This window comes from Paraburkholderia flava (assembly GCF_004359985.1).
GTDB lineage: Bacteria > Pseudomonadota > Gammaproteobacteria > Burkholderiales > Burkholderiaceae > Paraburkholderia > Paraburkholderia flava.
Genome location: NZ_SMRO01000002.1, coordinates 1,768,520 through 1,789,291 on the forward strand (window position 1 = coordinate 1,768,520; position 20,772 = coordinate 1,789,291).

Annotated in this window: 19 protein-coding genes and 1 pseudogene; 17 read left to right on the top strand and 3 right to left on the bottom strand. The window is 64.6% G+C overall.

Annotated elements, in window-relative coordinates:
• Positions 1–29 precede the first annotated feature (29 nt).
• Together E1748_RS19385 and E1748_RS19390 are read right to left on the bottom strand one after the other, a co-directional pair.
• Complete coding sequence (locus E1748_RS19385) at positions 30–1,055, bottom strand: beta-ribofuranosylaminobenzene 5'-phosphate synthase family protein (RefSeq protein WP_133648776.1); 1,026 nt, start codon at positions 1,053–1,055, stop codon at positions 30–32.
• Positions 1,056–1,401: 346 nt separating this feature from the next.
• Positions 1,402–1,791, bottom strand: a complete 390-nt coding sequence (locus E1748_RS19390; protein ID WP_133648777.1) for a 4a-hydroxytetrahydrobiopterin dehydratase — start codon at positions 1,789–1,791, stop codon at positions 1,402–1,404.
• A 520-nt stretch (positions 1,792–2,311) separates the two neighbouring features.
• Here E1748_RS19390 and E1748_RS19395 point away from each other — a divergent pair.
• The 12 genes from E1748_RS19395 (at position 2,312) to E1748_RS19450 (ending at position 13,981) form a co-directional block, all read left to right on the top strand.
• Entirely contained in the window at positions 2,312–4,129 is a 1,818-nt protein-coding gene (locus tag E1748_RS19395; protein WP_133648778.1) for a methanol/ethanol family PQQ-dependent dehydrogenase, read from the top strand.
• A 127-nt stretch (positions 4,130–4,256) separates the two neighbouring features.
• Positions 4,257–4,685, top strand: a complete 429-nt coding sequence (locus E1748_RS19400; RefSeq protein WP_133648779.1) for a c-type cytochrome — start codon at positions 4,257–4,259, stop codon at positions 4,683–4,685.
• Between the two features lie 40 nt (positions 4,686–4,725).
• Positions 4,726–5,637 carry a substrate-binding domain-containing protein gene (locus tag E1748_RS19405; protein ID WP_133648780.1) on the top strand — a complete coding sequence of 304 codons (912 nt, stop codon included), beginning with the start codon at positions 4,726–4,728 and terminating at the stop codon, positions 5,635–5,637.
• A gap of 65 nt (positions 5,638–5,702) precedes the next feature.
• The gene (locus tag E1748_RS19410; RefSeq protein ID WP_420819345.1) at positions 5,703–6,413 is read left to right on the top strand and encodes a hypothetical protein; all 711 of its coding nucleotides are present in this window, start codon (positions 5,703–5,705) and stop codon (positions 6,411–6,413) included.
• Between the two features lie 62 nt (positions 6,414–6,475).
• On the top strand, positions 6,476–7,438 hold the full coding sequence (locus E1748_RS19415; protein WP_133648782.1) for a LysR family transcriptional regulator: 963 nt from the start codon (positions 6,476–6,478) through the stop codon (positions 7,436–7,438).
• On the top strand, positions 7,435–8,481 hold the full coding sequence (locus E1748_RS19420) for a porin (RefSeq protein ID WP_133648783.1): 1,047 nt from the start codon (positions 7,435–7,437) through the stop codon (positions 8,479–8,481). Before E1748_RS19415 ends, E1748_RS19420 begins: the two co-directional genes overlap by 4 nt.
• A 221-nt stretch (positions 8,482–8,702) precedes the next feature.
• Complete coding sequence (locus E1748_RS19425; RefSeq protein WP_133648784.1) at positions 8,703–9,722, top strand: AAA family ATPase; 1,020 nt, start codon at positions 8,703–8,705, stop codon at positions 9,720–9,722.
• A 3-nt stretch (positions 9,723–9,725) separates the two neighbouring features.
• Entirely contained in the window at positions 9,726–10,592 is an 867-nt protein-coding gene (locus E1748_RS19430; RefSeq protein WP_133648785.1) for a DUF58 domain-containing protein, read from the top strand.
• The gene (locus E1748_RS19435) at positions 10,589–11,479 is read left to right on the top strand and encodes a calcium incorporation protein MxaA (protein ID WP_133648786.1); all 891 of its coding nucleotides are present in this window, start codon (positions 10,589–10,591) and stop codon (positions 11,477–11,479) included. Before E1748_RS19430 ends, E1748_RS19435 begins: the two co-directional genes overlap by 4 nt.
• A complete protein-coding gene (locus tag E1748_RS19440) occupies positions 11,476–12,459 on the top strand; it encodes a vWA domain-containing protein (protein ID WP_133648787.1) in 984 nt (327 codons plus the stop codon). The genes E1748_RS19435 and E1748_RS19440 overlap by 4 nt, the downstream gene beginning before the upstream one ends.
• The gene (locus E1748_RS19445) at positions 12,456–13,022 is read left to right on the top strand and encodes a tetratricopeptide repeat protein (protein WP_133648788.1); all 567 of its coding nucleotides are present in this window, start codon (positions 12,456–12,458) and stop codon (positions 13,020–13,022) included. Before E1748_RS19440 ends, E1748_RS19445 begins: the two co-directional genes overlap by 4 nt.
• A 14-nt stretch (positions 13,023–13,036) precedes the next feature.
• Entirely contained in the window at positions 13,037–13,981 is a 945-nt protein-coding gene (locus E1748_RS19450; RefSeq protein ID WP_133649439.1) for a vWA domain-containing protein, read from the top strand.
• A gap of 26 nt (positions 13,982–14,007) precedes the next feature.
• Here the strand turns inward: E1748_RS19450 and E1748_RS19455 are convergent, their stop codons facing one another.
• Complete coding sequence (locus tag E1748_RS19455) at positions 14,008–15,618, bottom strand: MFS transporter (protein WP_133648789.1); 1,611 nt, start codon at positions 15,616–15,618, stop codon at positions 14,008–14,010.
• A 111-nt stretch (positions 15,619–15,729) separates the two neighbouring features.
• Between E1748_RS19455 and E1748_RS19460 the strand changes: the two genes are divergently transcribed.
• The 5 genes and pseudogenes from E1748_RS19460 to E1748_RS19480 all read left to right on the top strand — a co-directional run bounded on the left by E1748_RS19460 (position 15,730) and on the right by E1748_RS19480 (position 20,767).
• Entirely contained in the window at positions 15,730–16,617 is an 888-nt protein-coding gene (locus E1748_RS19460) for a LysR family transcriptional regulator (RefSeq protein WP_133648790.1), read from the top strand.
• A 239-nt stretch (positions 16,618–16,856) separates the two neighbouring features.
• Positions 16,857–17,012: pseudogene (locus E1748_RS19465) on the top strand (hopanoid biosynthesis associated radical SAM protein HpnJ); the annotation flags it as partial.
• 104 nt (positions 17,013–17,116) lie between these two features.
• Entirely contained in the window at positions 17,117–18,298 is a 1,182-nt protein-coding gene (gene hpnI, locus E1748_RS19470) for a bacteriohopanetetrol glucosamine biosynthesis glycosyltransferase HpnI (RefSeq protein ID WP_133648791.1), read from the top strand.
• Between the two features lie 319 nt (positions 18,299–18,617).
• A complete protein-coding gene (locus E1748_RS19475; RefSeq protein ID WP_133648792.1) occupies positions 18,618–20,048 on the top strand; it encodes a sensor histidine kinase in 1,431 nt (476 codons plus the stop codon).
• Positions 20,045–20,767, top strand: a complete 723-nt coding sequence (locus tag E1748_RS19480) for a response regulator transcription factor (RefSeq protein WP_133648793.1) — start codon at positions 20,045–20,047, stop codon at positions 20,765–20,767. Before E1748_RS19475 ends, E1748_RS19480 begins: the two co-directional genes overlap by 4 nt.
• The last annotated feature ends 5 nt before the right edge of the window (positions 20,768–20,772 follow it).

The following is a 20,772-nucleotide window of genomic DNA, read 5'->3' on the forward strand; positions in this document are numbered from 1 at the left end:
GGCGCAACGCAGTGCAGCTTCATCTCGTCTCACGCGGCGTCGATGTGCTGCTGGTGCGCGTCGGCGGTGCGGATCGTCGCGCCGCGATTGCGTCCCGCGACGATCGTGCATTCGATGTGCGGCAAGCCGCGGGTTGCTTCGCGTGCGGTCGCGAGCGCACTTTCCGCTTCGCGCGCGCCGGCGACGATCGCGAAGCCGGTCGGCCCCCACGAACTCTGGCCGATGCCCGCGATACGTTCCGCCGCGACCGCGCGCAGCGCGCGCTCGACGTCGGGGCTCGCGAACACGCCGCCCTGCGCGGGCGCGAAATATTCGCCGATGGTCTGCTGCAGTTCGGTGAGGCCGTGCGCGAACGGCACGATGTTGCGTTCGGCAGCGCCGGGCAGGATTCGCATCAGTACGAGGTGGCACAGATGCGCGGCGAGGTGCTGCGGAAACGGCGCGAGTGCGGCGAGTCCACGACGTTCATCGGGCCCGTGCAGCCCTTCGCGCGAATGATCGCTGACGAGCAGGATGCGCCACGCTTCCGGAAACAGCTGGCGCGCGAGCAGCGGCGGCACATCCGGATGCAGACCGCCGGCCGGGCCGCCGTCCACCAGCAGGCCGCCGGCATCGAAGCCGAGCACGCCGATGCCGGAGCGCCCGCCGCGTCCGAGCAGGCTCGCGAGTTCGGCGCAGGTTGCGGTGCGGCCGAGCAGTCGAACGAACGCGGTGCCGACAGCCAGCGCGAGCTGCGTGCCGGAGCCGAGACCGGTATGTGCACGCGGCGCGTGCTGCACGTCGATCGCGAGTGTCGCGGGGCCGTACGCGGCCTGCAGGCGCGCGAGACAGATCGCGATGCGCTCGCGCTCCGCATCGTTCGCCGTACCGCCAATTTCCTCACGCTCGGCGAGCCGCGCTTCGATGCGCGTCGTCGGTCCGTCGATCACGAGACCCAGGCTGCCGAACGCGCGGCCGAGCGACGCGTTCGGATCGAGAAAACCCAGGTGCAGACGAGCGGGCGCGTCGACGGTGACGACGGCGCTGGGTAGGTGGCGGCGAAACTGGAGCGGCATCGCAGGTGTCCTTGAGTGGTCTTCCGGGGCGCCGTTCGACGCACATCCGGCCAGGCAGAAGGTCGCCGTGAAAGCGGCTTGCGGCGCCGGTTTGCGGTGCGAACCACGAAGCCGTTCACCGTGTGGTTCGCAATGCCGCGAAGCGGCGCGCCGGGGGAGTTCAAGCAGAAGCCATACCAGCCGCATGCTGACGCGCTTGCCGTGGCATGGCGTGCGCATTTGATCGCGCGTCGGACAACGATATGTCTCGCGGAGACGTTCGGGTGGGCGTTATGTGCCGCTGGAGGTGCACTGTGTCACGTGTATCGCGACGGGCCGAACGACGCATCGAGCGTCACGCGCTGTGTCACGCCGAACCCGCCGCGTCGTACTTGATATAGCGAAAGCGCGCATCGCCGGTCGGTGTGCCTTCGAGCGGGCCGTTCTCGTGACCCGGCTGCCACTGCACGACGTCCTCGATTTTCGTGGCGAGCGCGAAGTCCTTGTCCGTGATGCCTTTCGCCGTGTGCGTCTTCAGCTTCACGATGACGAACGCATACGACACCGTCAGATCCGGGTGATGCCACGCGGCCTCGGCGAGATGGCCCACTGTATTGACCACCATCAGCGTGCCTTTCCATCCTTCGGTGCGGTACTTGCGCCGCAGCCAGCCATCTTCCAGATACCAGTGCTGCAACGGACCGGCGAGACGCTGCCGGACCTCGTCGTCGGAATACGCGTGTTCTTCCTGTGCCATGACCGTTGCTCCTCGCGCGCGAGCGCAGCATGAAAAGAAAAAAGCGCTGCAAGCAGCGGGCCAATCGTGAGGCAGCGCATCGAGAGTCAGGCTGCGGCCGCGTTCACTCGCGCGCGGTCAGGACTCGTGACGCATCGCGCATAGCTCGCGCAGAGAGCGGACGCAACAGCGAACGCGACACCGGACACGCTTCGTATCACGCGGGTGACACAGTATGTGTCGCGTGATCCGCGGCGGACGGCACCGGCTGTCACGTCCGCATGCGCAGCGCGACCGCCGCGACACGCACAGACACGCCTGTGCAGCGGGAGACAGGTCAACGCGAGGTCAACGCGCGCTTCGTGCAAAGACGCGTTTCGCTTCCGGCATGGAATATGCGTTTGCCCCCCATGCGCCGCAAAGCCCGACGTCGAATCGGGAAAGGCGTTGATCGTTACCTGCATTCGAGATGGCGCGCACGATGCAACGAGGTAGCGTGGGTCATTCGTGAGTTGAACAGCAAGACAATTCTGGAGGAGACATGAACTTACGCACCATGGTTCTTGGGCTCGCGATCCTCGCATCGGCAGCCTTCAGCTCTATCGTTGCACAGGCCGATCCGCAACTGGACGGGCTCATCAAGAATCCTGCGAACTGGGCAGCGCAGGCAGGCGATTATGCGAACCACCGTTACAGCCCGCTCAAGCAGATTAACGAAAACAATGTCGGCAAGCTGCAGGTCGCATGGACCATGTCGACCGGTGTGTTGCGCGGTCACGAAGGTTCTCCGCTCGTGATCGGCGACACGATGTACATCCATTCGCCGTTTCCTAACAAGGTCATCGCGATCAACCTGAAGGATCAGACGTTCATCTGGCAGTACCTGCCCAAGCAGGACGACCAGGTCGTGTCGGTGATGTGCTGCGACACGGTCAACCGCGGTCTCGCTTATGGCGACGGCAAGATCTTCCTGCAGCAGGCCGACACGAAGCTCGTCGCGCTGAATGCGAAGACCGGCGACGTCGTCTGGACCGCGCAGAACGGCAACCCGAAGGCCGGCGAAACCAACACCAACGCGCCGCACGTATTCGGCGACAAGGTGCTGACCGGGATCTCGGGCGGCGAGTTCGGCGTGCGCGGCCGTCTGATCGCATACGACATCAAGACCGGCAAGCCTGCCTGGACCGCGTACAGCACGGGTCCGGACAAGGACATGCTGATGGACCCCGACAAGACGATGACGTACACGGACGGCAAGATGGTGCCGGTCGGCGCGGACTCGTCGCTGAAGACGTGGAAGGGGGACCAGTGGAAGCTCGGTGGCGGCACCACGTGGGGCTGGTATGCGTGGGATCCGAAGCTCAACCTTGTCTACTACGGCACGGGCAATCCGGGCACGTGGAATCCGACGCAACGTCCGGGCGACAACAAGTGGTCGATGTCGATCTTCGCACGCGACCTGAACACCGGCGAAGCGAAGTGGGTCTACCAGATGACGCCTCACGACGAGTGGGACTATGACGGCGTCAACGAGATGATCCTGTCCGACCTGACGATCGACGGCAAGAAGGTCCCCGCGATCGTTCACTTCGACCGTAACGGTTTCGGCTACACGCTGAATCGCGTGACCGGCCAGCTGCTCGTCGCACAGAAGTTCGACCCTGCGGTGAACTGGGCCGATCGCGTCGACATGAAGAGCGGTCTGCCGATCCGCAACGCCGCGTACTCGACGCAGGCGGCCGGTTCCGATCACAACGTGAAGGGCATCTGCCCGGCTGCGCTCGGTTCGAAAGACCAGCAGCCGGCGGCCTTCGATCCGGGGACGAACCTCTTCCTGGTCCCGACGAATCACGTGTGCATGGACTACGAGCCGTTCGATGTCGACTATGTGTCCGGTCAGCCGTATGTCGGCGCAACGCTGTCGATGTACCCGGGTCCGAACGAGAACAACGCGATGGGTAACTTCATCGCGTGGGACGCGAGCAAGGGCAAGATCGTCTACTCGAAGCCGGAAAAATTCTCGGTGTGGTCGGGTGTGCTTGCGACCGGCGGCGGTATCGCGTTCTACGGCACGCTCGAAGGCTACATCAAGGCCGTGCGCATCAAGGACGGCAAGGAACTGTGGCGCTTCAAGACACCGTCCGGGATTATCGGCAACGTGTTCACGTACGAGTACCAGGGCAAGCAGTTCGTCGGCGTGTATTCGGGCATCGGCGGCTGGGCAGGCATCGGCATGGCAGCGGGCCTGCAGAAGTCGACCGAAGGTCTCGGCGCAGTGGGTGGCTATCGCGAACTCGCGAAGTACACCGCCCTCGGCGGCACGCTGTTCGTGTTCGCGATTCCCGGCGACGCGAGCTGATAGCAGTTTGATTCTGGTCCATAGACAGGATCGCTGAACGAAACGAAGCAACGACCCAGCGCAGCCGTTACGCCGACACGTCCGTCGCGCGTAACGGAGCCGCGCCTCACCAGAAGGAGACATGTGCATGAAAGGCCGATCCATCGTGTTGCTGGGGGCGTTGCCCGCAGTCCTCGTCCTCGCTGGCGTCGCACTTACTGCGTATGCGCAGAACAGTCCGCAGATGTCGCCGGTCGCGTACAAGGTGGTCGACGGTAACAAGGTCGACAGCAATACGCTGCTCGGGTGGAAAACCTGGCGCGCGCTCGACTGCGAGCGCTGCCACGGTGCACAGCAGCAGGGGCTCGTCGGACCGTCGCTGGTCGACGCGTTCAAGACGCTCGATAAAACCGAATTCCACCGCACGGTGTTCGGCGGCCGGGTCGACAAGGGCATGCCCGATTTCAGCTCGAGCCAGATGATGCAGAAAAACTGGGAAAACCTGTACGCGTACCTGAAAGGACGCTCCGATGGACAGATCAAGCCGGGCGATCTGCAGGCCATCGACGCGAAGTAACGCACTGTCGCCCGCGATGCTATCCAGCCGGAGGTTCCCGATGCGTTATCGCAAATCAATGTTGCTGCATGCCACGCTGACCGCGGCCGCGCTATGCTGCGCGGCGTTCGTCAGTGCAGCCGTCCGCGCCGACGGTCCGGCGCTGCCGAACAACGACGGCGCCGACGGCGTGCTGAGAGTGTGCGCCGATCCGAACAACATGCCGTTGTCGAACAACAAGGGCGAGGGCTACGAGAACCGGATCGCGAGCCAGATGGCGAGCGACTTCGGCTACAAGCTCGAATACACGTATTTTCCGCAACGCATGGGCTTCGTGCGTCATACGCTGCGCGAGAAGGAAGCGGACAGCGGACGCTACAAGTGCGATCTGATCATCGGCGTGCCGAAGGGCTACGACATGACGTCGACGACGCAGCCGTATCTGCGCTCCACGTATGCGATGGTGTTCTCGAAGCGTCCGGAATTCGCCAGCATCAATACGCCCGACGATCTGCTCAAACTGCCGCCCGACGAACTGCACAAGTTGCGCTTCGGCATCTTCACGCAGACGCCAGCGGTGGACTGGCTGCTCGGTCACAACCTGATCGACCAGGCGGTGTCGTACCAGGTGCAGAGCGGCGACCCGCAGGAGTATCCCGGTCAGATGATCGAACACGATCTGAGCGCGGGTAACGTCGACGTCGCGTTCGTGTGGGGGCCGATTGCCGGCTACTTCGCGAAGCGTGCCGGCGACACGGTGAAGATCGTGCCGTTCCCGGCACAGCCCGGCATCCGTTTCGACTACACGATCTCGATGGGCGTGCGCTACGGCGAGAAGGCATGGAAGGACAAGGTCGATCAATGGATCGGCGCGAACCACGACAAGATCGATCAGATCCTCGCGAGCTACGAAGTGCCGCAGTTGAAACCCATTGACGTATCGCCCGCGAAACCCGCGGACGCGTCGCCATGACCGACGCGCGCGCACTTGCGCGCATCGGTGCAGCACGCGCGTTTTCTGCAGCGCGTGCCGCGTGCATGGTCTGGGCGCTGGGCGCATTGCCGTTTGCCGCGCAGGCCGTGGCAGCCGACGAAATCACGCCGGCCGAGCGGCTCATCTTCACGACCGAGCATCTGCACGGCGTCGCCGCGCAGACCGAACTCGACTACAGCGTGCTCAGTTCGGACGAGCCGGGCCGCAAGGCGGCGTTCGTCAAGGTGCTGGTCGTGAGCCCAGGCAACGCGAAGGGCGATGCGCAGGTATCGGACCACACCGGCAGCGTGTCGCTGCCGGTCGGCAATCTGCAATGCAATCCGGTGATCATCTATTTTCTCGAGCATGACATCAGCGAGATGCAGCAGCTGACCGGCGGCCAGCGCCGCTACTTCCAGCAGCGGCTGCGGCTCGCGCTCGCTGCAGGGCCGAAGATCGAGAGCGTGACGAGCCAGATTGGCGGCAAGCCGGTGAAGGCGCAGCAGGTCGTGATCGAACCGTATCGCGACGATCCGAATGCGGAGCGTTTCGCGCAGTACACTGGCAAGCGCTATACGTTCCTGCTCGCCGACGATGTACCGGGCCAGGTCGCGCAGATTCGCACCGACGTGCCCGGCGCGAACGGCGACTTCGCGCATCCGCTGCATACGGAGACGCTGACGTTCGAGGCCGCGCTGCGTAAATTGCCGGCGCCGGTTGGTCGGCCGGGGACTGCGCCGGCGAAACCGGCCGATGCGCCGCGTGCCAGCCGGTAGTCGCTAGTCGCGCAGGTCTGCACGCAACCGGGGCAGAGTGATTCAACACAGGTCGCGGCAACATGAATTTCATCCGATCGCTTACTCTGCGTCAGTTGCAGATCTTCGTCGTGGCGAGCCGCTACACGAGTTTCGCGCGTGCCGCGGAGGAACTGCATCTGACGCAGCCGGCCGTATCGATGCAGATTCGCCAGCTCGAGGACGCAGTCGGCCTGCGGCTCTTCGAGCGCGTTGCGCGCAGACTCGCGCTGACCGAAGCCGGCGAAAAACTCACGCATCACGCAAGCCGCATTCTCGGCGAGATCAAGGACACCGAAGACGCGATGACGTCGCTGAAGCAGGCGGACAGCGGCTCGATCGCGGTCGGTATCGTGAGCTCCGCGACATACTTCGCGCCGAAGCTGCTCGCGCAGTATTCGCGGCAATACCCGAAAGTGGACGTGCATTTTTCGGTCGGCAACCGCGATGCGCTGCTGCGTCTGCTGCAGGACAACGCAATCGATCTCGCGATCATGGGACGCCCGCCGCCCGAACTCGACACCACGAGCGAACCGCTCGCATCGCATCCACAGGTCGTGATCGCACCATTGACGCATCCGCTTCGCGACGCACGTCGCTTCGATCTGCAGGAGCTGCGCGGCGACACGTTCCTGCTGCGCGAGCCCGGCTCGGGCACGCGCGCGGCCGCAGAGGAAATGTTTCGCCAGCATCTGTTCTCGCCGGTGAAGATCGTCACGCTCGGCAGTAACGAAACGATCAAGCAGGCGGTGATCGCCGGCATGGGCGTCAGCCTGATTTCGCTGCACACGTTGCTGCTGGAACTGCGCACCGGCGAGATCGCGCTGCTCGACGTGACCGGCACGCCGATCGAACGCACGTGGCAGGTCGTGCATCTTCGCTCCAAACAACTATCACCGACATGTGCCGCGTTTCGTCATTTCCTGCTGGAGCATGCAGCGGTGTCTCTCGAGCACGAATACGCGGCCTACGCGAAACCGTCCGCCCGCGCGGCACTCTGGACATGAGCGGTATGTTCGTGCGATTGGCTGCGTGGAGAAGGGCGCTGCCGCTCGCGGTCTGCGCGTTCGTTGGCATGAGCACGGCGCATGCGACGTATGCACAAGGCTCGGTTACGTTGTACGGCGTGCTGGATACCAGCATCGAAGTCACCAACGCGGGCAACGGCTGGACGCCACGCATGGACTCGGGCGCCTATCGCGGCTCGCGCTTCGGCGTGCGCGGCAGCGAGCCGCTCGACGGCGACACTAGCGTTGTGTTCGATCTGGAAAGCGGCTTCAGTTCGGCGAACGGCGCGCTCGAAACGGCCGGCACACTGTTCAACCGGCAGGCCTGGATCGGGCTGCATGGGCCGTGGGGCGAAACGCGCTTCGGACGACAATACTCGCCGCTCTACATTCCGTTCAAGGGCGGCCTCGACGCGTTCGGCGCCGGCACGATCGGCTCCGGGTTCAACAATCTGTCGAAGATCACGCCGTACACCGACAACGCGCTGACGTGGCTGTCGCCGACGATCGCTGGTTTCGACGTCACCGCGATGTTCGCGCTGCGCGATCCCGGCGACGGCAACGGCCTCGGTGGTTACTACGTCACCGCGAACTACACACACGACGCGCTGCGGCTGTCGTATGCACGCCAGCAGACGCATGGCGACACCGGCTTGCGCGCGAATTTCGCGGGCGCGTCGTACCTGTTCGGCCCGGTGCGCGCGTACGTCGCGTACTTCAACGGCGATGGCGGCAGCCCGCGCTATCACGACGACGGCATGTCGTTGTCCGCGTCGTGGGCGATTTCGTCACGGGCCCGCGCGTCGCTCGGCTACACGCATGCACGTGACCGCAGCGGCGCGGGTAACGACGCCGACCAGTTCAGCATCGCATTCGAATACACGCTGTCGCGCACGCTGCTGGTGTACGCGACGGCCGCCGATCTCGAGAACCGTGGCAACGCCGCGTTCACGCTGCGCGGCGTCAACGTGACGGGCCTGCCGGTCGCGTACCCCGGTGCGCCGGTGCGCGGCGTGCAGATCGGGATGATCGAGCGCTTCTGAGCGTGTTCCGCGCGCGGCATGCGATGGCACACAGTGTCTCCGTACGGCGTGACACCGTGGCACCGGTTCGCATACAGACACGCGCTCCGTTCGATGACGGGTGTGCAATCCGCGTGGGCAGCACGACCGGCACAAAGTATGCATCCGCCGAACAAGCCTCGCATTCGCGCACGCGTGCGCGGGGCCGCACGTTACGCATACGACTACAAGGAATCGAACCGATGGGTGCTGGCGAACAGCTTCACGACTGGCGTGCGCGTGCACTGCAGATCGAGGACGAAGTCGCGAAGGCCGTGATCGGTCAGCGGCAGACCGTCCGGCTCATCAACGTCGCGCTGTTCGCCCGTGGCCACGTGCTGCTCGAAGGCGGTGTCGGCGTCGGCAAGACGACGGTGCTGCGTGCGTTTGCACGGGTCGTCGGCGGGGAGTTCGAGCGCGTCGAGGGCACCATCGATCTGATGCCCGGCGACCTCGTCTATCACACGTACGTCGATGCGGACGGCAAGCCGCGCATCGATCCCGGTCCATTGCTGCGCCACGGCGCGAAGCTGTCGACGTTCTTCTTCAACGAGATCAATCGCGCACGTCCACAGGTGCAGTCGCTGCTGCTGCGCGCGATGGCCGAGCGCTCCGTGTGGGCGTTCGATCGCGAGCACCGCTTTCCGCACATGACGGTTTTCGCCGACCGCAACAAGGTCGAGCGCGAGGAGACGTTCGAACTCGCGTCGGCCGCGCGCGACCGCTTTCTGTTCGAGCTGAACATGCCGACGCCGGCCGAGCCCGACGTGCGCCGCGCACTAGTGTTCGACCCGGCGTATCACGACGTCGACGCGCTGCTCGAACGGCTCTCCCCGGCGATCGTGCCGTGGGAGCAATTGAACGAGGTCGGTGCCGCGATCCAGCGTGACGTGCACGCGAGCGAGACGATCGAGCGTTACGTGCTCGACATCTGGCAGGCCACTGAAGCGCCGCAGCAGTTCGGCATCGCACTCGACGACGTCGACATGTCGCGGCTCGTACTCGCCGGCGCGAGCCCGCGCGGCATGAGCGCGCTGCTGCGCGCGGCACGGGTCGTCGCGTGGCTCGCGGGGCGTTCGCATCTGGAGCCGGAGGACATTCACGCGGTGTTGATGCCGGCGCTCGGGCATCGCGTGTTCTTCACGCCGGTCTACGAACTGCGTCGCCAGGAGCTGGCCGAAGCGCTCGCGACGCAGATCATGGCGCGGGTCGCGGTGCCGTGAACGATGAACGGGCCCGCTGAATTCGACTACCGGCTGCCGATGCGCGCCGCGGGCGTACGGCCCGGCTCGCATCGCGGCGCGAGCTTCGGCTTCGGCCAGGAGTTCGCGATGCACGGCCGGCTGTTCGACTACCCCGATCCCCGCCGGCTCGATCTGCGCGCGAGCGTGCGCGCGGCTCGCGACGAATGGCTCGTGCGCGTGCATCTGCAACGCGTCGCGGTGCCGGCGTATGCACTCGTGGACGTGTCGGCGTCGATGCTGTTCGGCACGCCGCGCACGAAGCTGCAGGTCGCTGCGGATTTTGTCGAAGCGTTGGGCTACAGCGCGTTTCGTACCGGCGATCCGGTCGGGCTGTCCGGTTTCGATACGCGCGATCACGATGAACTGTTCATGCCGGCGCGTTACGGGCGAGGCATCGGCAATGTGCTTGCGAGTATGTTGCGTGACCGTGCCGAAGGCGAAGTCGCGGAACGTGGTGGGGTTGAAGGATTGCAGCGGTCCGCTGCGAAACTCGCGGGCCGGCAGGCGCTGGTGTTCATCGTGTCGGATTTTCATTGGCCGCTTGCGGGGCTATCCGCAGTACTCGATGTACTCGCGCATGCGTGCGTCGTGCCGATGGTCGTGTGGGACGCCGCCGAGATTGAGCCGCCCGATGCTGGTCCGCTGCTCGCGGTACGCGATACGGAATCGCGCGAGCGGCGCACGCTGTGGCTGGATCGACGCGCACGCGAGCGCTGGTGCGATGCGGTCGCGCGACGTCGCGACGAGATCGACCGCGTGTTCGGCAAGCGCGGCGTGCGGCCTTTTTACGTCGATCACGGTTTCGATCCGCAGGCGCTGTCCCGCTATTTTCTTGAGGCGGTCGTATGAGCTTTCATAAGCGCTGCCGTTGCGCGACGATCCTGGCGCTTGCATGCATGGCTGGCGGTGCTGTTGCGCAGACCGTTCCGGCAACCGTGCAGCAGCCGCGCGCATTCGGCTACACGATCGGCGACGTGCTCGAGCAGCGCGTGCTGTTACAGGCCGGCGGCAAGGATCTGGGTAACGTTGCCGCGCCGTCGGTGGGACGTACGGGGCTATGGCTGGAACGCAGAGCGTCGCGTGTCGAAACCGATCGCGAGGGGCGCCGCTGGATGGTCATCGGCTACCAGATCGTCAACGCGCCGCAGACGCTCATGCGCATTTCATTGCCTGCGTTGAAGCTAGGCACAGCTACGGGCGTCGCCTTGCAGATCGCCGAGTGGCCCGCGAGCGTCGGTCCGTTGATGCCTTCCGAGGCGTTCGGCGCAGGCGATCTGCAGCCGATGCGCCCCGACCGCGACGCACCTCGTGCAGCAATTGCACCGCTACGGCGGCAGCTTGAGATTGCCACCGGCGTGTTGATCGTGACCCTGCTCGCGTGGACCGGCTGGTGGCTGTGGCGCAATCATCGCGAGGCGGGGCGTCTGCCGTTCGCGCGGCTGTGGCAACGCATCCGGCACGTCGATGCGCACGACGCCGATACCTCCGTCGATGCATGGCTCGGCCTGCACCACGCGTTGAACGAAACCGCAGGACACGTCGTGCATGCCGGCGCGCTGACGATGCTGTTCGATCGTGCGCCGCATCTGCAGCCGTTGCGTGAACGGATCGAGCGTTTTTATCGGCAGTCGGCGCAGCGGTACTTCTCGCCACCGTCGGCATCATCCGTCGAACCGCATGCGCTGCGCGATCTGTGTCGCGCGCTCTATCTCGCCGAAAGGCGTCGTCAGCGATGAACGGCGTCTTCGATTTCGCGCGTCCGTGGCTGCTCGTGCTGCTGCCGCTCGCGGTGCTGCCGTTGTTGCCACGGCGCAGCGATACGTTGCCGTTTCCGTCGGTCGCGTGGTTGCCTGCCGATCGCACGGGCCGCTGGCTCGAACGGCTCGCGCGTGCGGGTGCGGTGCTGACGATGCTCGGCATCGTCGTCGGTCTCGCCGGACCGGGGCGCTCGCATCTGCAGACGGTACGTGTGGGCAGCGGCGCCGAAATCCTGATCCTGATGGACCGCAGCGCAAGCATGGACGAGATGATGGGACGCAAGGGCATCGAGTCGACCGGCGATTCGAAGAGCAAGGTCGCGCGTGCGTCGCTGACCGGTTTCGTCGCACAACGGCCGAACGATCGCGTCGGCTTCATGATGTTCGGCATCAGCCCCGTGCTCGCGATGCCGTTCACCTACGATCACCGTGCGATCGACGGCGCGATAGACGGGACCGCGGGCGGTCGCGGGATGCCCGATACGCAACTCGACCGTGGACTGTTGCGGGCGATCGGCGAATTCGACAACGCGACATGGGCGGGACGGCGCGCGATCGTGCTCGTGTCCGACGGCGGTGCGCGACTCGACGAGCATGCGCGTGCGCTGATCGAGGCGGGCCTCGCGCGCAACCGCATCGCGCTGTACTTCATCTATCTGCGCAGCAGCGTCTACAGCCCCGACCTGAACGCGAACGATACGACGAACGCGGTATCGCCCGAGGCGGATCTACATCGCTATTTCCTGACGCTGAAAACACCGTACCGGCTGTTCCAGGCCGGCGACGCGCGCGCGATGGCCTCGGCGATGGCCGAGATCAACCGGCAGCAGAATGCGCTGACATCGTTTATCGAGCAATTGCCGCGACAGGATGGAAGCGTGTACTGCTTTGCCGTTGCGCTGCTGTGTTGTGCGCTGCTGTTCGCGTTGCAGCAGGTTCGGGTGAGGGCATGGTCATGATGCGCAATCGCGTTCATCTCGCGTTCGGTGCGGTCGCGCTGTGCTGTGTCGTTGCGATCGGTTACGACGTCGCGTGTCTGCTGCGTGCGCAGCATATGAATCGCGCAATTGACACCGCCAGTGCGTCGCCGCGCAGCGAAGGCAGCAAAGATATCGGCGTGCCCGAAGCACGGCTTGCGCGAGCGGTGTCATTGTCCAGAGCCGGCTCATATGACGCGGCGGGCAAGCTCTACGACGAACTGATTCACACGGAAGCATCCGGTGACGTCGCCCGCATCGCGCTCTTCGATCTCGGCAACCTGTACCTGCGCGAAGGTATCGGCAACGCGGGTCCCGATGGCAAGGCTGCGCCGGGCGCGACGCCGTCGATCGCGATGGTCGACGAGGCGAAGGCGCGCTACCGCACGCTACTGCGCACGACGCCGAACGACTGGGATGCGCGCTACAACCTCGAACGCGCACTGTGGCTCGTGCCCGAGACGCGCGAACCGCCGGGACCACCTGACGTGCAGACACAAAGCAACGTCAAGGTGCATGACCCGCAGAGCAAGGATCTGCCGTGAAGGCCGGCGCGTTCATGCGTGGCTGGCGTCACGGGTTCACCGCGGCGGCATGCGTGCTGCTCGTGGCCGCGATCGCGCTGCCGCGTGTGACATTGCCGCGCGACACGTACAGCTATGTCGTCACGTTCGATATCACGCAGAGCATGGACGTCGAGGACGAAAGCCTGAACGATGAGCCGGTGAGCCGGCTCGCGTATGCCCGCGCCGCGATGCGCGATGCGCTCGCGCAACTGCCGTGTGGATCGACGGTCGGATGGAGCGTGTTTACCGGTGAACGCACGCTGCTGTTGCTCGCGCCGATCGAGGTGTGTGGTCATTACGATGCGCTGCTCGCATCGCTCGATGCGATCGACGGACGGATGCGTTGGACCAACTGGAGCCGTATCGCGGAGGGCGGGGTGTATTCGGCGGTGCGCGTTGCGCGCGAGATCGGCCGCAATGTGTCAGTGATTTTCGTCACCGACGGTCAGGAAGCGCCACCTGTGTTGCCATCCGAGGCGCTGATGCGCGACATTAATCCGGAGCGGGTCGGCGGCTGGCTGATCGGCGTCGGCGGCGATCAGCCAGCGCCGATTCCGAAGACCGATGCGAACGGCGATCGTGTCGGCTACTGGAACGCGAACGATGTGATCCAGGTGCCGACGCAGGAGGGCGCGCCGTCGCCGGATAGTCACGAGGAACGTTCCGCATTGCGTGGGCAGTACCTCGCGGCCGTGGCGGGGCGGATCGGCTTCGGTTACCGGCGTCTGCTGACGCCGGTTTCGCTCGCTGATGCGATGCGCGATCCGCGGCTCGCGCATCGTGAATCCGTTGCGACGGATGTGCGCATCTATCCGGCGATGCTTGCGCTGCTGTTGCTCGTCGCGCGGTTTATGCCTGAGCCTGGGTGGTTTCGTGGGCGGCGGCGCTATGCGCGAGTTAATGCTGCTGCAGCGACCGGGCGGTTGCGTCAGTCGTAGCTCGCGATACTCAGCGTCAGCGTCCCTCAACGTCCCGCCGTGCCTGCAACCGCATCTGACCGCGATTCGCCACGATTCGCGAGCCACCAGATTCCAGCAGAAGACACCAACGCCAGATAGCCCGCGACACTCATCGCCGCCGAGAATCCGCTCGCGAAACCGGCCGGAGCGATTGTGATCATCGCGTGCTGAAGATCCGGCGCGAGTCGCGCAAGCGCGTGGCCGATATCGCCGGCCAGCAGATCCGACATGAAACCCGCATCGATGCACGCGTTGCCCGTTGTATGACACGGCATCGCGGCATCGATTGCGGCATGCGTACGCGATGCAAGCACCGCGCCGAGCACACCCACCGACATCGAGATCGCGGTAAAGCGCGTCGTCGCACTGATACCCGACGCCATGCCCGTGCGGTGCGAAGGCACGCACGCCATGATGGCCTTTTGCGTGTCCCCGTTCAGCACGCCCGCACCGAGTCCGGTCACGATCATCCCGAGCGCGACCCATGCATAGTCGTTCGATTGCGCAACGGCGGCTGTCAGCAGATTGCCCGCGCCGACCATCACGAGCCCGATCGACAGCGTCGTCGTCAAACCCGTCAGACGCCGGCCGATTCGTGCGCCCAGATACGGCCCGACGATCATCGACAACGCGAACGGCAGCATGCCGACGCCCGCATGCACAGGCGTCCATTCGAACGCGTTCTGCAGGTAAAGCGGCAGGAACGTCATCATCACCTGTGCGCAGGCTGCATAGCCGAACATCCCGAGTACGGCTGCGACGAAGCGCGGCTGCGAGAACAGCGACAGGTCGATGACCGCATGCGCGAAGCGCTTTTCGACCACGACGAAACCCGCGATCAATATCACGCAGGCTGCGAAGCGCAACGCCGTGACGGCGCTGTGCCAGCCGTCGGCCTGGGTACCGATCAACGCCCAGATGCCGCACGCGAGGCCGATCCCGAACAGCAGGCTACCGACGAAATCGACACGTTCAGCGTGCGGATTGCGCGAATCCGTGACCGCACGCAGCGCACAGACGATCAGCGTCGCGCAGAGCGGCAGATTCAGCAGAAAAATCCAGCGCCACCCGACCCATTCCGTGATGACGCCGCCGACGAGCGGTGCAACGGTCGTCGCGATGCCCATCGTCATACCCCAGATCGCCCATGCATGTGCACGTTCGCGTGGACCGGGAAACGCATTCGCGATCACGGCGAGCGCGGCCGTCACCAGCATCGCCGCGCCGACGCCTTTCACCGCGCGCGAGATATTGAGGAACATCACGCTCGGTGCAATCCCGCAGCCGAACGATGCCAGTGCGAACACGAGCAGCCCGAGCAGCAGCATCCTCTTGCGCCCATAGCGGTCCGCGAGACCACCCATCGGCAGCAGGCACGATGCAAACGCGACCATATACGCACTGACGACCCATTCGACGTCGGCGAAACCCGCGTGAAACGAGCGCGCAATCGACGGCAGCGATACCGCGACGATGTTGGTATCGAGCGCGATCAATCCGCAGCTTGCGCAGGTCGTCGCGAGCAGAAACCAGCGCGAGCCCGAAGCGGCGTGCAGTGTCTCGCCGACGACCGTACCGCCGCTAACGTTGTCGCCCGCGTCCTTTTCCTTCCACATGTTCCGTGTCCCAAAGCATATAAACGATTCAGCGGATGCCATGGTAGTGTTTGTTGTATATTTTTTCGATAGCACAGAAACTCACATTAATTCATTCTGGAATGAACAGAGATGAACCTCGAGCTGCGTCACCTGCACTGCATTCTTGCCGTCGCGCGGCATCTGCACTTTGCTCGCGCGGCCGACGAACTGGGGCTCGCACCGCCGTCGCTGACGAAGCAGATCCAGGATGCCGAGCGTCTGCTGAAGTTTCGTCTGTTCGACCGGACGCGGCGCTCGGTATCGCTGACCTTCGCGGGCGAAGCCTATATTCCGCAGGTTGTCGCCGCGCTTGCGCAGCTCGAACAGGCGCGTGAACTCGGGCTACTGGCCGAACGCGGCCAGTTGGGGCGTATTCGCATCGGCTATGTTTCATCGGCCGCGTTCGCGGGCGTCATGCGTAGAACGGTGGCGGAATTTCGGCAACTGCATCCGCGGATCGATCTGCAACTGTCGGAGATTCCGATGGGCGAGATTCCGGCACGTCTCGCCGATGGAGAACTCGATGCCGCGTACGTCCGGCCGCCGATGAATTTTCCGGAAGGGCTGCAGTCGATGCGCGTTCACCAGGACGAGTTCGTCGTCGCCGTGCCGGAAGATTCCGTGCTGGCTGCGCATGCGGCCATTACGCCGCAGCAGCTAAAGGGCGCGCAGTTCGCCGTGCCCGAGCAGGAGTTCGGCACGATGGAAGTCGGACGGCGAGGACGCTTTCCTCCGCTGGTCGGGTCGCGGCCTGGACCGTTGACAGCGGTGCTTGCGAGCGTGTCACTTGGAGACGCTGTTGCGGTGGTTCCGCGTGCGCTGTGCGATTGCGTGTCGTTACCTGGAGTCGTGTATAGACCGCTGGCCGGCAAGCCCATCGCAACAGAAATCGTTTTGCTCTATCACAGGCATGAACGCTCGAATGCGGTGCGAGCGTTCTTGCGGTATGCGCGCAGCGAAGCAGCGTTAGCTGCCTGAAGGGACGCACCCGCTTCAAGTCTTTCGGCCGTTCATCGAATGCTCGAATCTCATCCAGTCATCCATGACGCGCTGATGTAAGTATTGCGACGCTCATCTCGCAGAGAGTACGCAGTTTCCTTAAGATTTCCTTCAGCTTTGCTCCGTACCATTCGCGCCATCCGCTCGTAGCCAGCGAGAACGCCGTTCAAGTATCGGCAACCATCGGGAAGCGCGCGTCACGGTTCGCCGGAGCATCCATGAAAACGCTGTTTTTGCAGGCTCCGTCGTATGACGGGTTCGACGGCGGCGCGGGTTCGCGCTATCGGGCTAAACGCGAAGGATGCTCGGTGGGGCTTGCGCAGCCCGTGGTGCTCGCACCGGATAACCGCGTGCTCGATGCAACGACAGACGGCTCGATCGAGCACAACGCGCTTCATCCCTCGCTCGAACGCTTCCCCATGCAGCAGCGTCTGCGCGAACGCGTCGAATTCGTCCGTTTCCTGCGCGCACACGACGCATGAGCGCTGCCCATCTAGTCGCGTTCGTGCTGGCTTGTCTGTGCGGCACCGGCGCGGTGCTGGGCATCGGCTATACGTTGCTCTCGGCCGTGCTGATCGGCCGGTTTTTTGCGAAGCCGGTTTCCGAACCGACAAGTTTTCCGCCCGTCACCATCGTCAAGCCGCTACATGGCAACGAGTGGGCATTGCTCGCGAATCTGCGGAGTTTTTGCGAGCAGGATTATCCGGGCACCGTGCAGTTCCTGTTTGGCGTGCACGATTCCGGAGATCCGGCGCTGGCGGTTGTCGACGAGCTTCGACGTCTGCACCCGGATGCGCACGTCACCGTCGTCGCGGATGCACGTCTATACGGACCAAACCGCAAGATCAGCAATATTCTCAACATGCTGCCGCACGCACAGCATGACGTGCTCGTATTCGCTGACAGCGACGTGAGCGTGACACCCACGTACCTGCGCCATCTGGTCGGTGAACTGCAGAATCCTGGGGTCGGTCTCGTCACCTGCGCGTATCGCGGGCAGCCTGATCCCGGTTTCTGGCCGCGCCTGTCCGCGAAGGCGATCAACTACCATTTTCTGCCTGGCGTCGTGACGGGGCTCACGCTCGGTCTCGCGCGTCCTTGCTTTGGCCAGACGATTGCAATGCGCCGCGATACGCTCGAGAAGATCGGCGGCCTTGCGCCGTTTGTCCGGCATCTCGCCGAGGATCACGCGATCGGCGAGGCGGTTCGCATGACCGGCGAGAAGGTCGCGATTCCACCGTTCACGATTACGCACGCGTGCGTCGAAACCAGTGCGAAGCAGCTGATTTCGCACGAACTGCGCTGGAGTCGCACGATCCGCAGTGTCAACCCGATCGGTCACTTCGGGTCCGCGTTGATTCATCCGCTGGCGTTCGCATTGCTGGCCATGCTGCTGTCCGGCGCGGCCGCATGGTCGTGGCCGCTACTGCTCGCGGCGCTCGGCGCGCGCGTCGCGCTGAAGCTGCTGTCGGACCGCGCATTGCAGCAGGCGCGCGGCGATCTGTGGTTGCTGCCGCTGTGGGACATCGTGTCGTTCGCGATCTTCGTCGCGAGCTTCTGTTCGTCACGCGTCATCTGGCGCGGCTTTCGTTTCGAAGTCGACGGCGACGGATTGTTGACCGCGGTGCAGGACGAGCCGCGTTCGATGGGTAACGGTTGACGCACGACGGGTTCGCGACCTGCTGATTTTCGTTCCGGGGTTGCTCGCGTGTCCGCACGACCGCGTCCACGACAGGCAGGCGTCGGCCCGATCCGCCGCGTGGCGCCACACGGCAGCGCCAGGACAAACCCGCACAAACGACAAAAGCGCGCTCCTTGAAAGCGCCAGGAAAGATTGCCCCTCCCAGAATGGCCGGGGCGGCGATCGAACGCCACCCGCATGCGGGATATACCGGAGACACGTCAATGCAAGCTTCCTTCGAGCGCGGGCCGCGTCCCGTGTTTCGCGAGTGCCGGCATCGTTTGCGTTGAGCAAGTGGATGCGTGACCGCGACGCTTCGCGTGCGGCCAGCCGTACGACCCGTCCAGGCAGCCTGCGATACCGGCTGCTCTGGTGGCTGCTGCTGCCGCTCGCGGCGGTCGTCTGCGCGTCCAGCATGCTGTCGTACCGCATTGCGCACGCGACCGCCGATCTGATTCAGGACAACGCACTGATCTCGTCGACACGCATCATCGGCGAGGACATCGATTGGGAAGACGGCGACCTCAGCGTGCAGATTCCGCCGGCCGCGCTGGAACTGTTCGAATCCGCGGAACGCGACAGCGTGTTCTATCGGGTCGAGACGGGACGGCATCGGCTGCTGGCGGGCACGCTCGATCTGCCACTGCCGCGCGAACCCGGTCACATGCCGAAGCCGTACAACGCCACGCTCGTCGACGGCCGCAGCGTGCGTGCTGTCGCCTATGTGCGCGATCTGTACGACTCGGGGCGCACGGAGCAGGTCACCGTGGTGGTGGCGAAGACCCAGGCGTCGCGCGACGCGTTGCTCTTTCAGTTGCTGCGGCCGCATCTGATCGGCGAGGCGGCGACGTTGCTGCTCGCGATGCTGTTCGTCTACCTCGGGCTGACGTTCGAACTGCGGCCGTTGATGCAGCTGAAAGACGACGTCGCCGGTCGCAACCCGGCGCAACTCGAACCGATTCGCGCGGAACGGTTGCATCACGAACTTCGACCGATCGTCGATGCGATCAATCAGTGCATTGCGCGCATCGGCCAGCAGACGGCCACGCAACGGCAGTTCATTTCGGATGCGGCGCATCAGTTGCGCACGCCGCTCACGCTGCTCGATGCACAGATACAGTTCGCGCGTCAGCGCAACGCCGCCGATGAGCCGCTGATCGAAGCGCTTACCGGCATGCAGCGCAGCAGCCGCAGAATGACGCGGCTCACGAACAAGCTGCTGCTGCTCGCGCAGGCAGAGTCCACGACGCCTTCGGCCGCCGGCCGCCACGTGGACCTTGGCGCCGTGATCGCTGCCGTGCTCGAAGAACTGATTACGTTTGCGCAGACCCGCAACATCGATCTCGGCGCCGAACTCGACGACGGGTTGATCGTGAACGGCGACGAGGCGCTGACCACGGCGCTCGTGATGAACCTCGTCGACAACGCGCTGCGTTACACGCAGGCGGGCGGCCGCGTGACGGTCGCGGCGACGCGCGGCGACACGACGGTGCACCTGCGGGTCATCGACAACGGGCCCGGCATCCCCGAGCATGCGCGCGCCCGCATCTTCGAGCGCTTCTATCGTGCGTCGAGCGGCACCGAAGGCACCGGGCTGGGTCTCGCGATCGTGCGCGAGATCGCACACCGACAGGGCGGCTCGGTGACGCTCGAAGCCGGCGACGGCGGTGTCGGTCTGGTCGCGAGCGTCGAGATGCGGATCGCGGGTGAATCGAGGGGAAACACATGAAGCTGCTGCTGGTGGAGGACGATGCCGATCTCGCACGCTGGGTCGTCAGCCTGCTGGAAGTCGAGCATTTCGTGCTGGACTGGGCAGAGGACGCACAGCGCGCGGAGACCTTGCTGAATCTGCAGCATTACGATGCCGTGCTGCTCGACTTGCGCCTGCCCGGTGCAAGCGGCAAGGAGATACTGGCGCGTTTGCGGCGACGACGAGACACCGTGCCCGTACTGATGCTCACGGCCAACGGGTCGACCGACGACAAGGTGTCGTGTTTCGCGGCCGGCGCGGACGACTACGTGGTCAAGCCATTCGATGCACGCGAACTGGTGGCGCGCATCAAGGCGTTGATCCGGCGTCAGGCATCGGGCGACAAAGGCCGGCAGATGGTCTGCGGCGACCTGCATTACTCATTCGATACGCGCGAATTCATTCTGCACGACGCACCGTTGCCGCTGCGCCGCCGCGAGCACGCGGTACTCGAAGCGCTGATTCTCAAGCAGGGCAAGACGGTGTCGAAGGCGGCACTCATGGCGAGCGTCTACAGCATCGACGACGAGCCGAGCGCCGACGCGATCGATATCTACATCCACCGGCTGCGCAAGCATCTCGCGAACTCGAGCGCGAAGATCATGACCTTGCGCGGGCTGGGTTACATCGTTCGCGAACAGGCTGCATGCGACGGCTGCACGACGCAGGGCACAAGCGAAGGAGGCAAGTTGCTCTAGTGTTT

Bases quoted from the DNA above. Each gene is read 5' to 3' on its own strand.
- E1748_RS19455 (WP_133648789.1), bottom strand. From the start codon at position 15,618: ATGTGGAAGGAAAAGGACGCGGGCGACAACGTTAGCGGCGGTACGGTC.
- E1748_RS19445 (WP_133648788.1), top strand. From the start codon at position 12,456: ATGATGCGCAATCGCGTTCATCTCGCGTTCGGTGCGGTCGCGCTGTGC.
- hpnI (WP_133648791.1), top strand. From the start codon at position 17,117: ATGAGCGCTGCCCATCTAGTCGCGTTCGTGCTGGCTTGTCTGTGCGGC.
- E1748_RS19430 (WP_133648785.1), top strand. From the start codon at position 9,726: ATGAACGGGCCCGCTGAATTCGACTACCGGCTGCCGATGCGCGCCGCG.
- E1748_RS19435 (WP_133648786.1), top strand. From the start codon at position 10,589: ATGAGCTTTCATAAGCGCTGCCGTTGCGCGACGATCCTGGCGCTTGCA.
- E1748_RS19400 (WP_133648779.1), top strand. From the start codon at position 4,257: ATGAAAGGCCGATCCATCGTGTTGCTGGGGGCGTTGCCCGCAGTCCTC.
- E1748_RS19450 (WP_133649439.1), top strand. From the start codon at position 13,037: ATGCGTGGCTGGCGTCACGGGTTCACCGCGGCGGCATGCGTGCTGCTC.
- E1748_RS19405 (WP_133648780.1), top strand. From the start codon at position 4,726: ATGCGTTATCGCAAATCAATGTTGCTGCATGCCACGCTGACCGCGGCC.
- E1748_RS19395 (WP_133648778.1), top strand. From the start codon at position 2,312: ATGAACTTACGCACCATGGTTCTTGGGCTCGCGATCCTCGCATCGGCA.
- E1748_RS19425 (WP_133648784.1), top strand. From the start codon at position 8,703: ATGGGTGCTGGCGAACAGCTTCACGACTGGCGTGCGCGTGCACTGCAG.
- E1748_RS19420 (WP_133648783.1), top strand. From the start codon at position 7,435: ATGAGCGGTATGTTCGTGCGATTGGCTGCGTGGAGAAGGGCGCTGCCG.
- E1748_RS19385 (WP_133648776.1), bottom strand. From the start codon at position 1,055: ATGCCGCTCCAGTTTCGCCGCCACCTACCCAGCGCCGTCGTCACCGTC.
- E1748_RS19460 (WP_133648790.1), top strand. From the start codon at position 15,730: ATGAACCTCGAGCTGCGTCACCTGCACTGCATTCTTGCCGTCGCGCGG.
- E1748_RS19410 (WP_420819345.1), top strand. From the start codon at position 5,703: ATGGTCTGGGCGCTGGGCGCATTGCCGTTTGCCGCGCAGGCCGTGGCA.
- E1748_RS19390 (WP_133648777.1), bottom strand. From the start codon at position 1,791: ATGGCACAGGAAGAACACGCGTATTCCGACGACGAGGTCCGGCAGCGT.
- E1748_RS19475 (WP_133648792.1), top strand. From the start codon at position 18,618: ATGCGTGACCGCGACGCTTCGCGTGCGGCCAGCCGTACGACCCGTCCA.
- E1748_RS19480 (WP_133648793.1), top strand. From the start codon at position 20,045: ATGAAGCTGCTGCTGGTGGAGGACGATGCCGATCTCGCACGCTGGGTC.
- E1748_RS19415 (WP_133648782.1), top strand. From the start codon at position 6,476: ATGAATTTCATCCGATCGCTTACTCTGCGTCAGTTGCAGATCTTCGTC.
- E1748_RS19440 (WP_133648787.1), top strand. From the start codon at position 11,476: ATGAACGGCGTCTTCGATTTCGCGCGTCCGTGGCTGCTCGTGCTGCTG.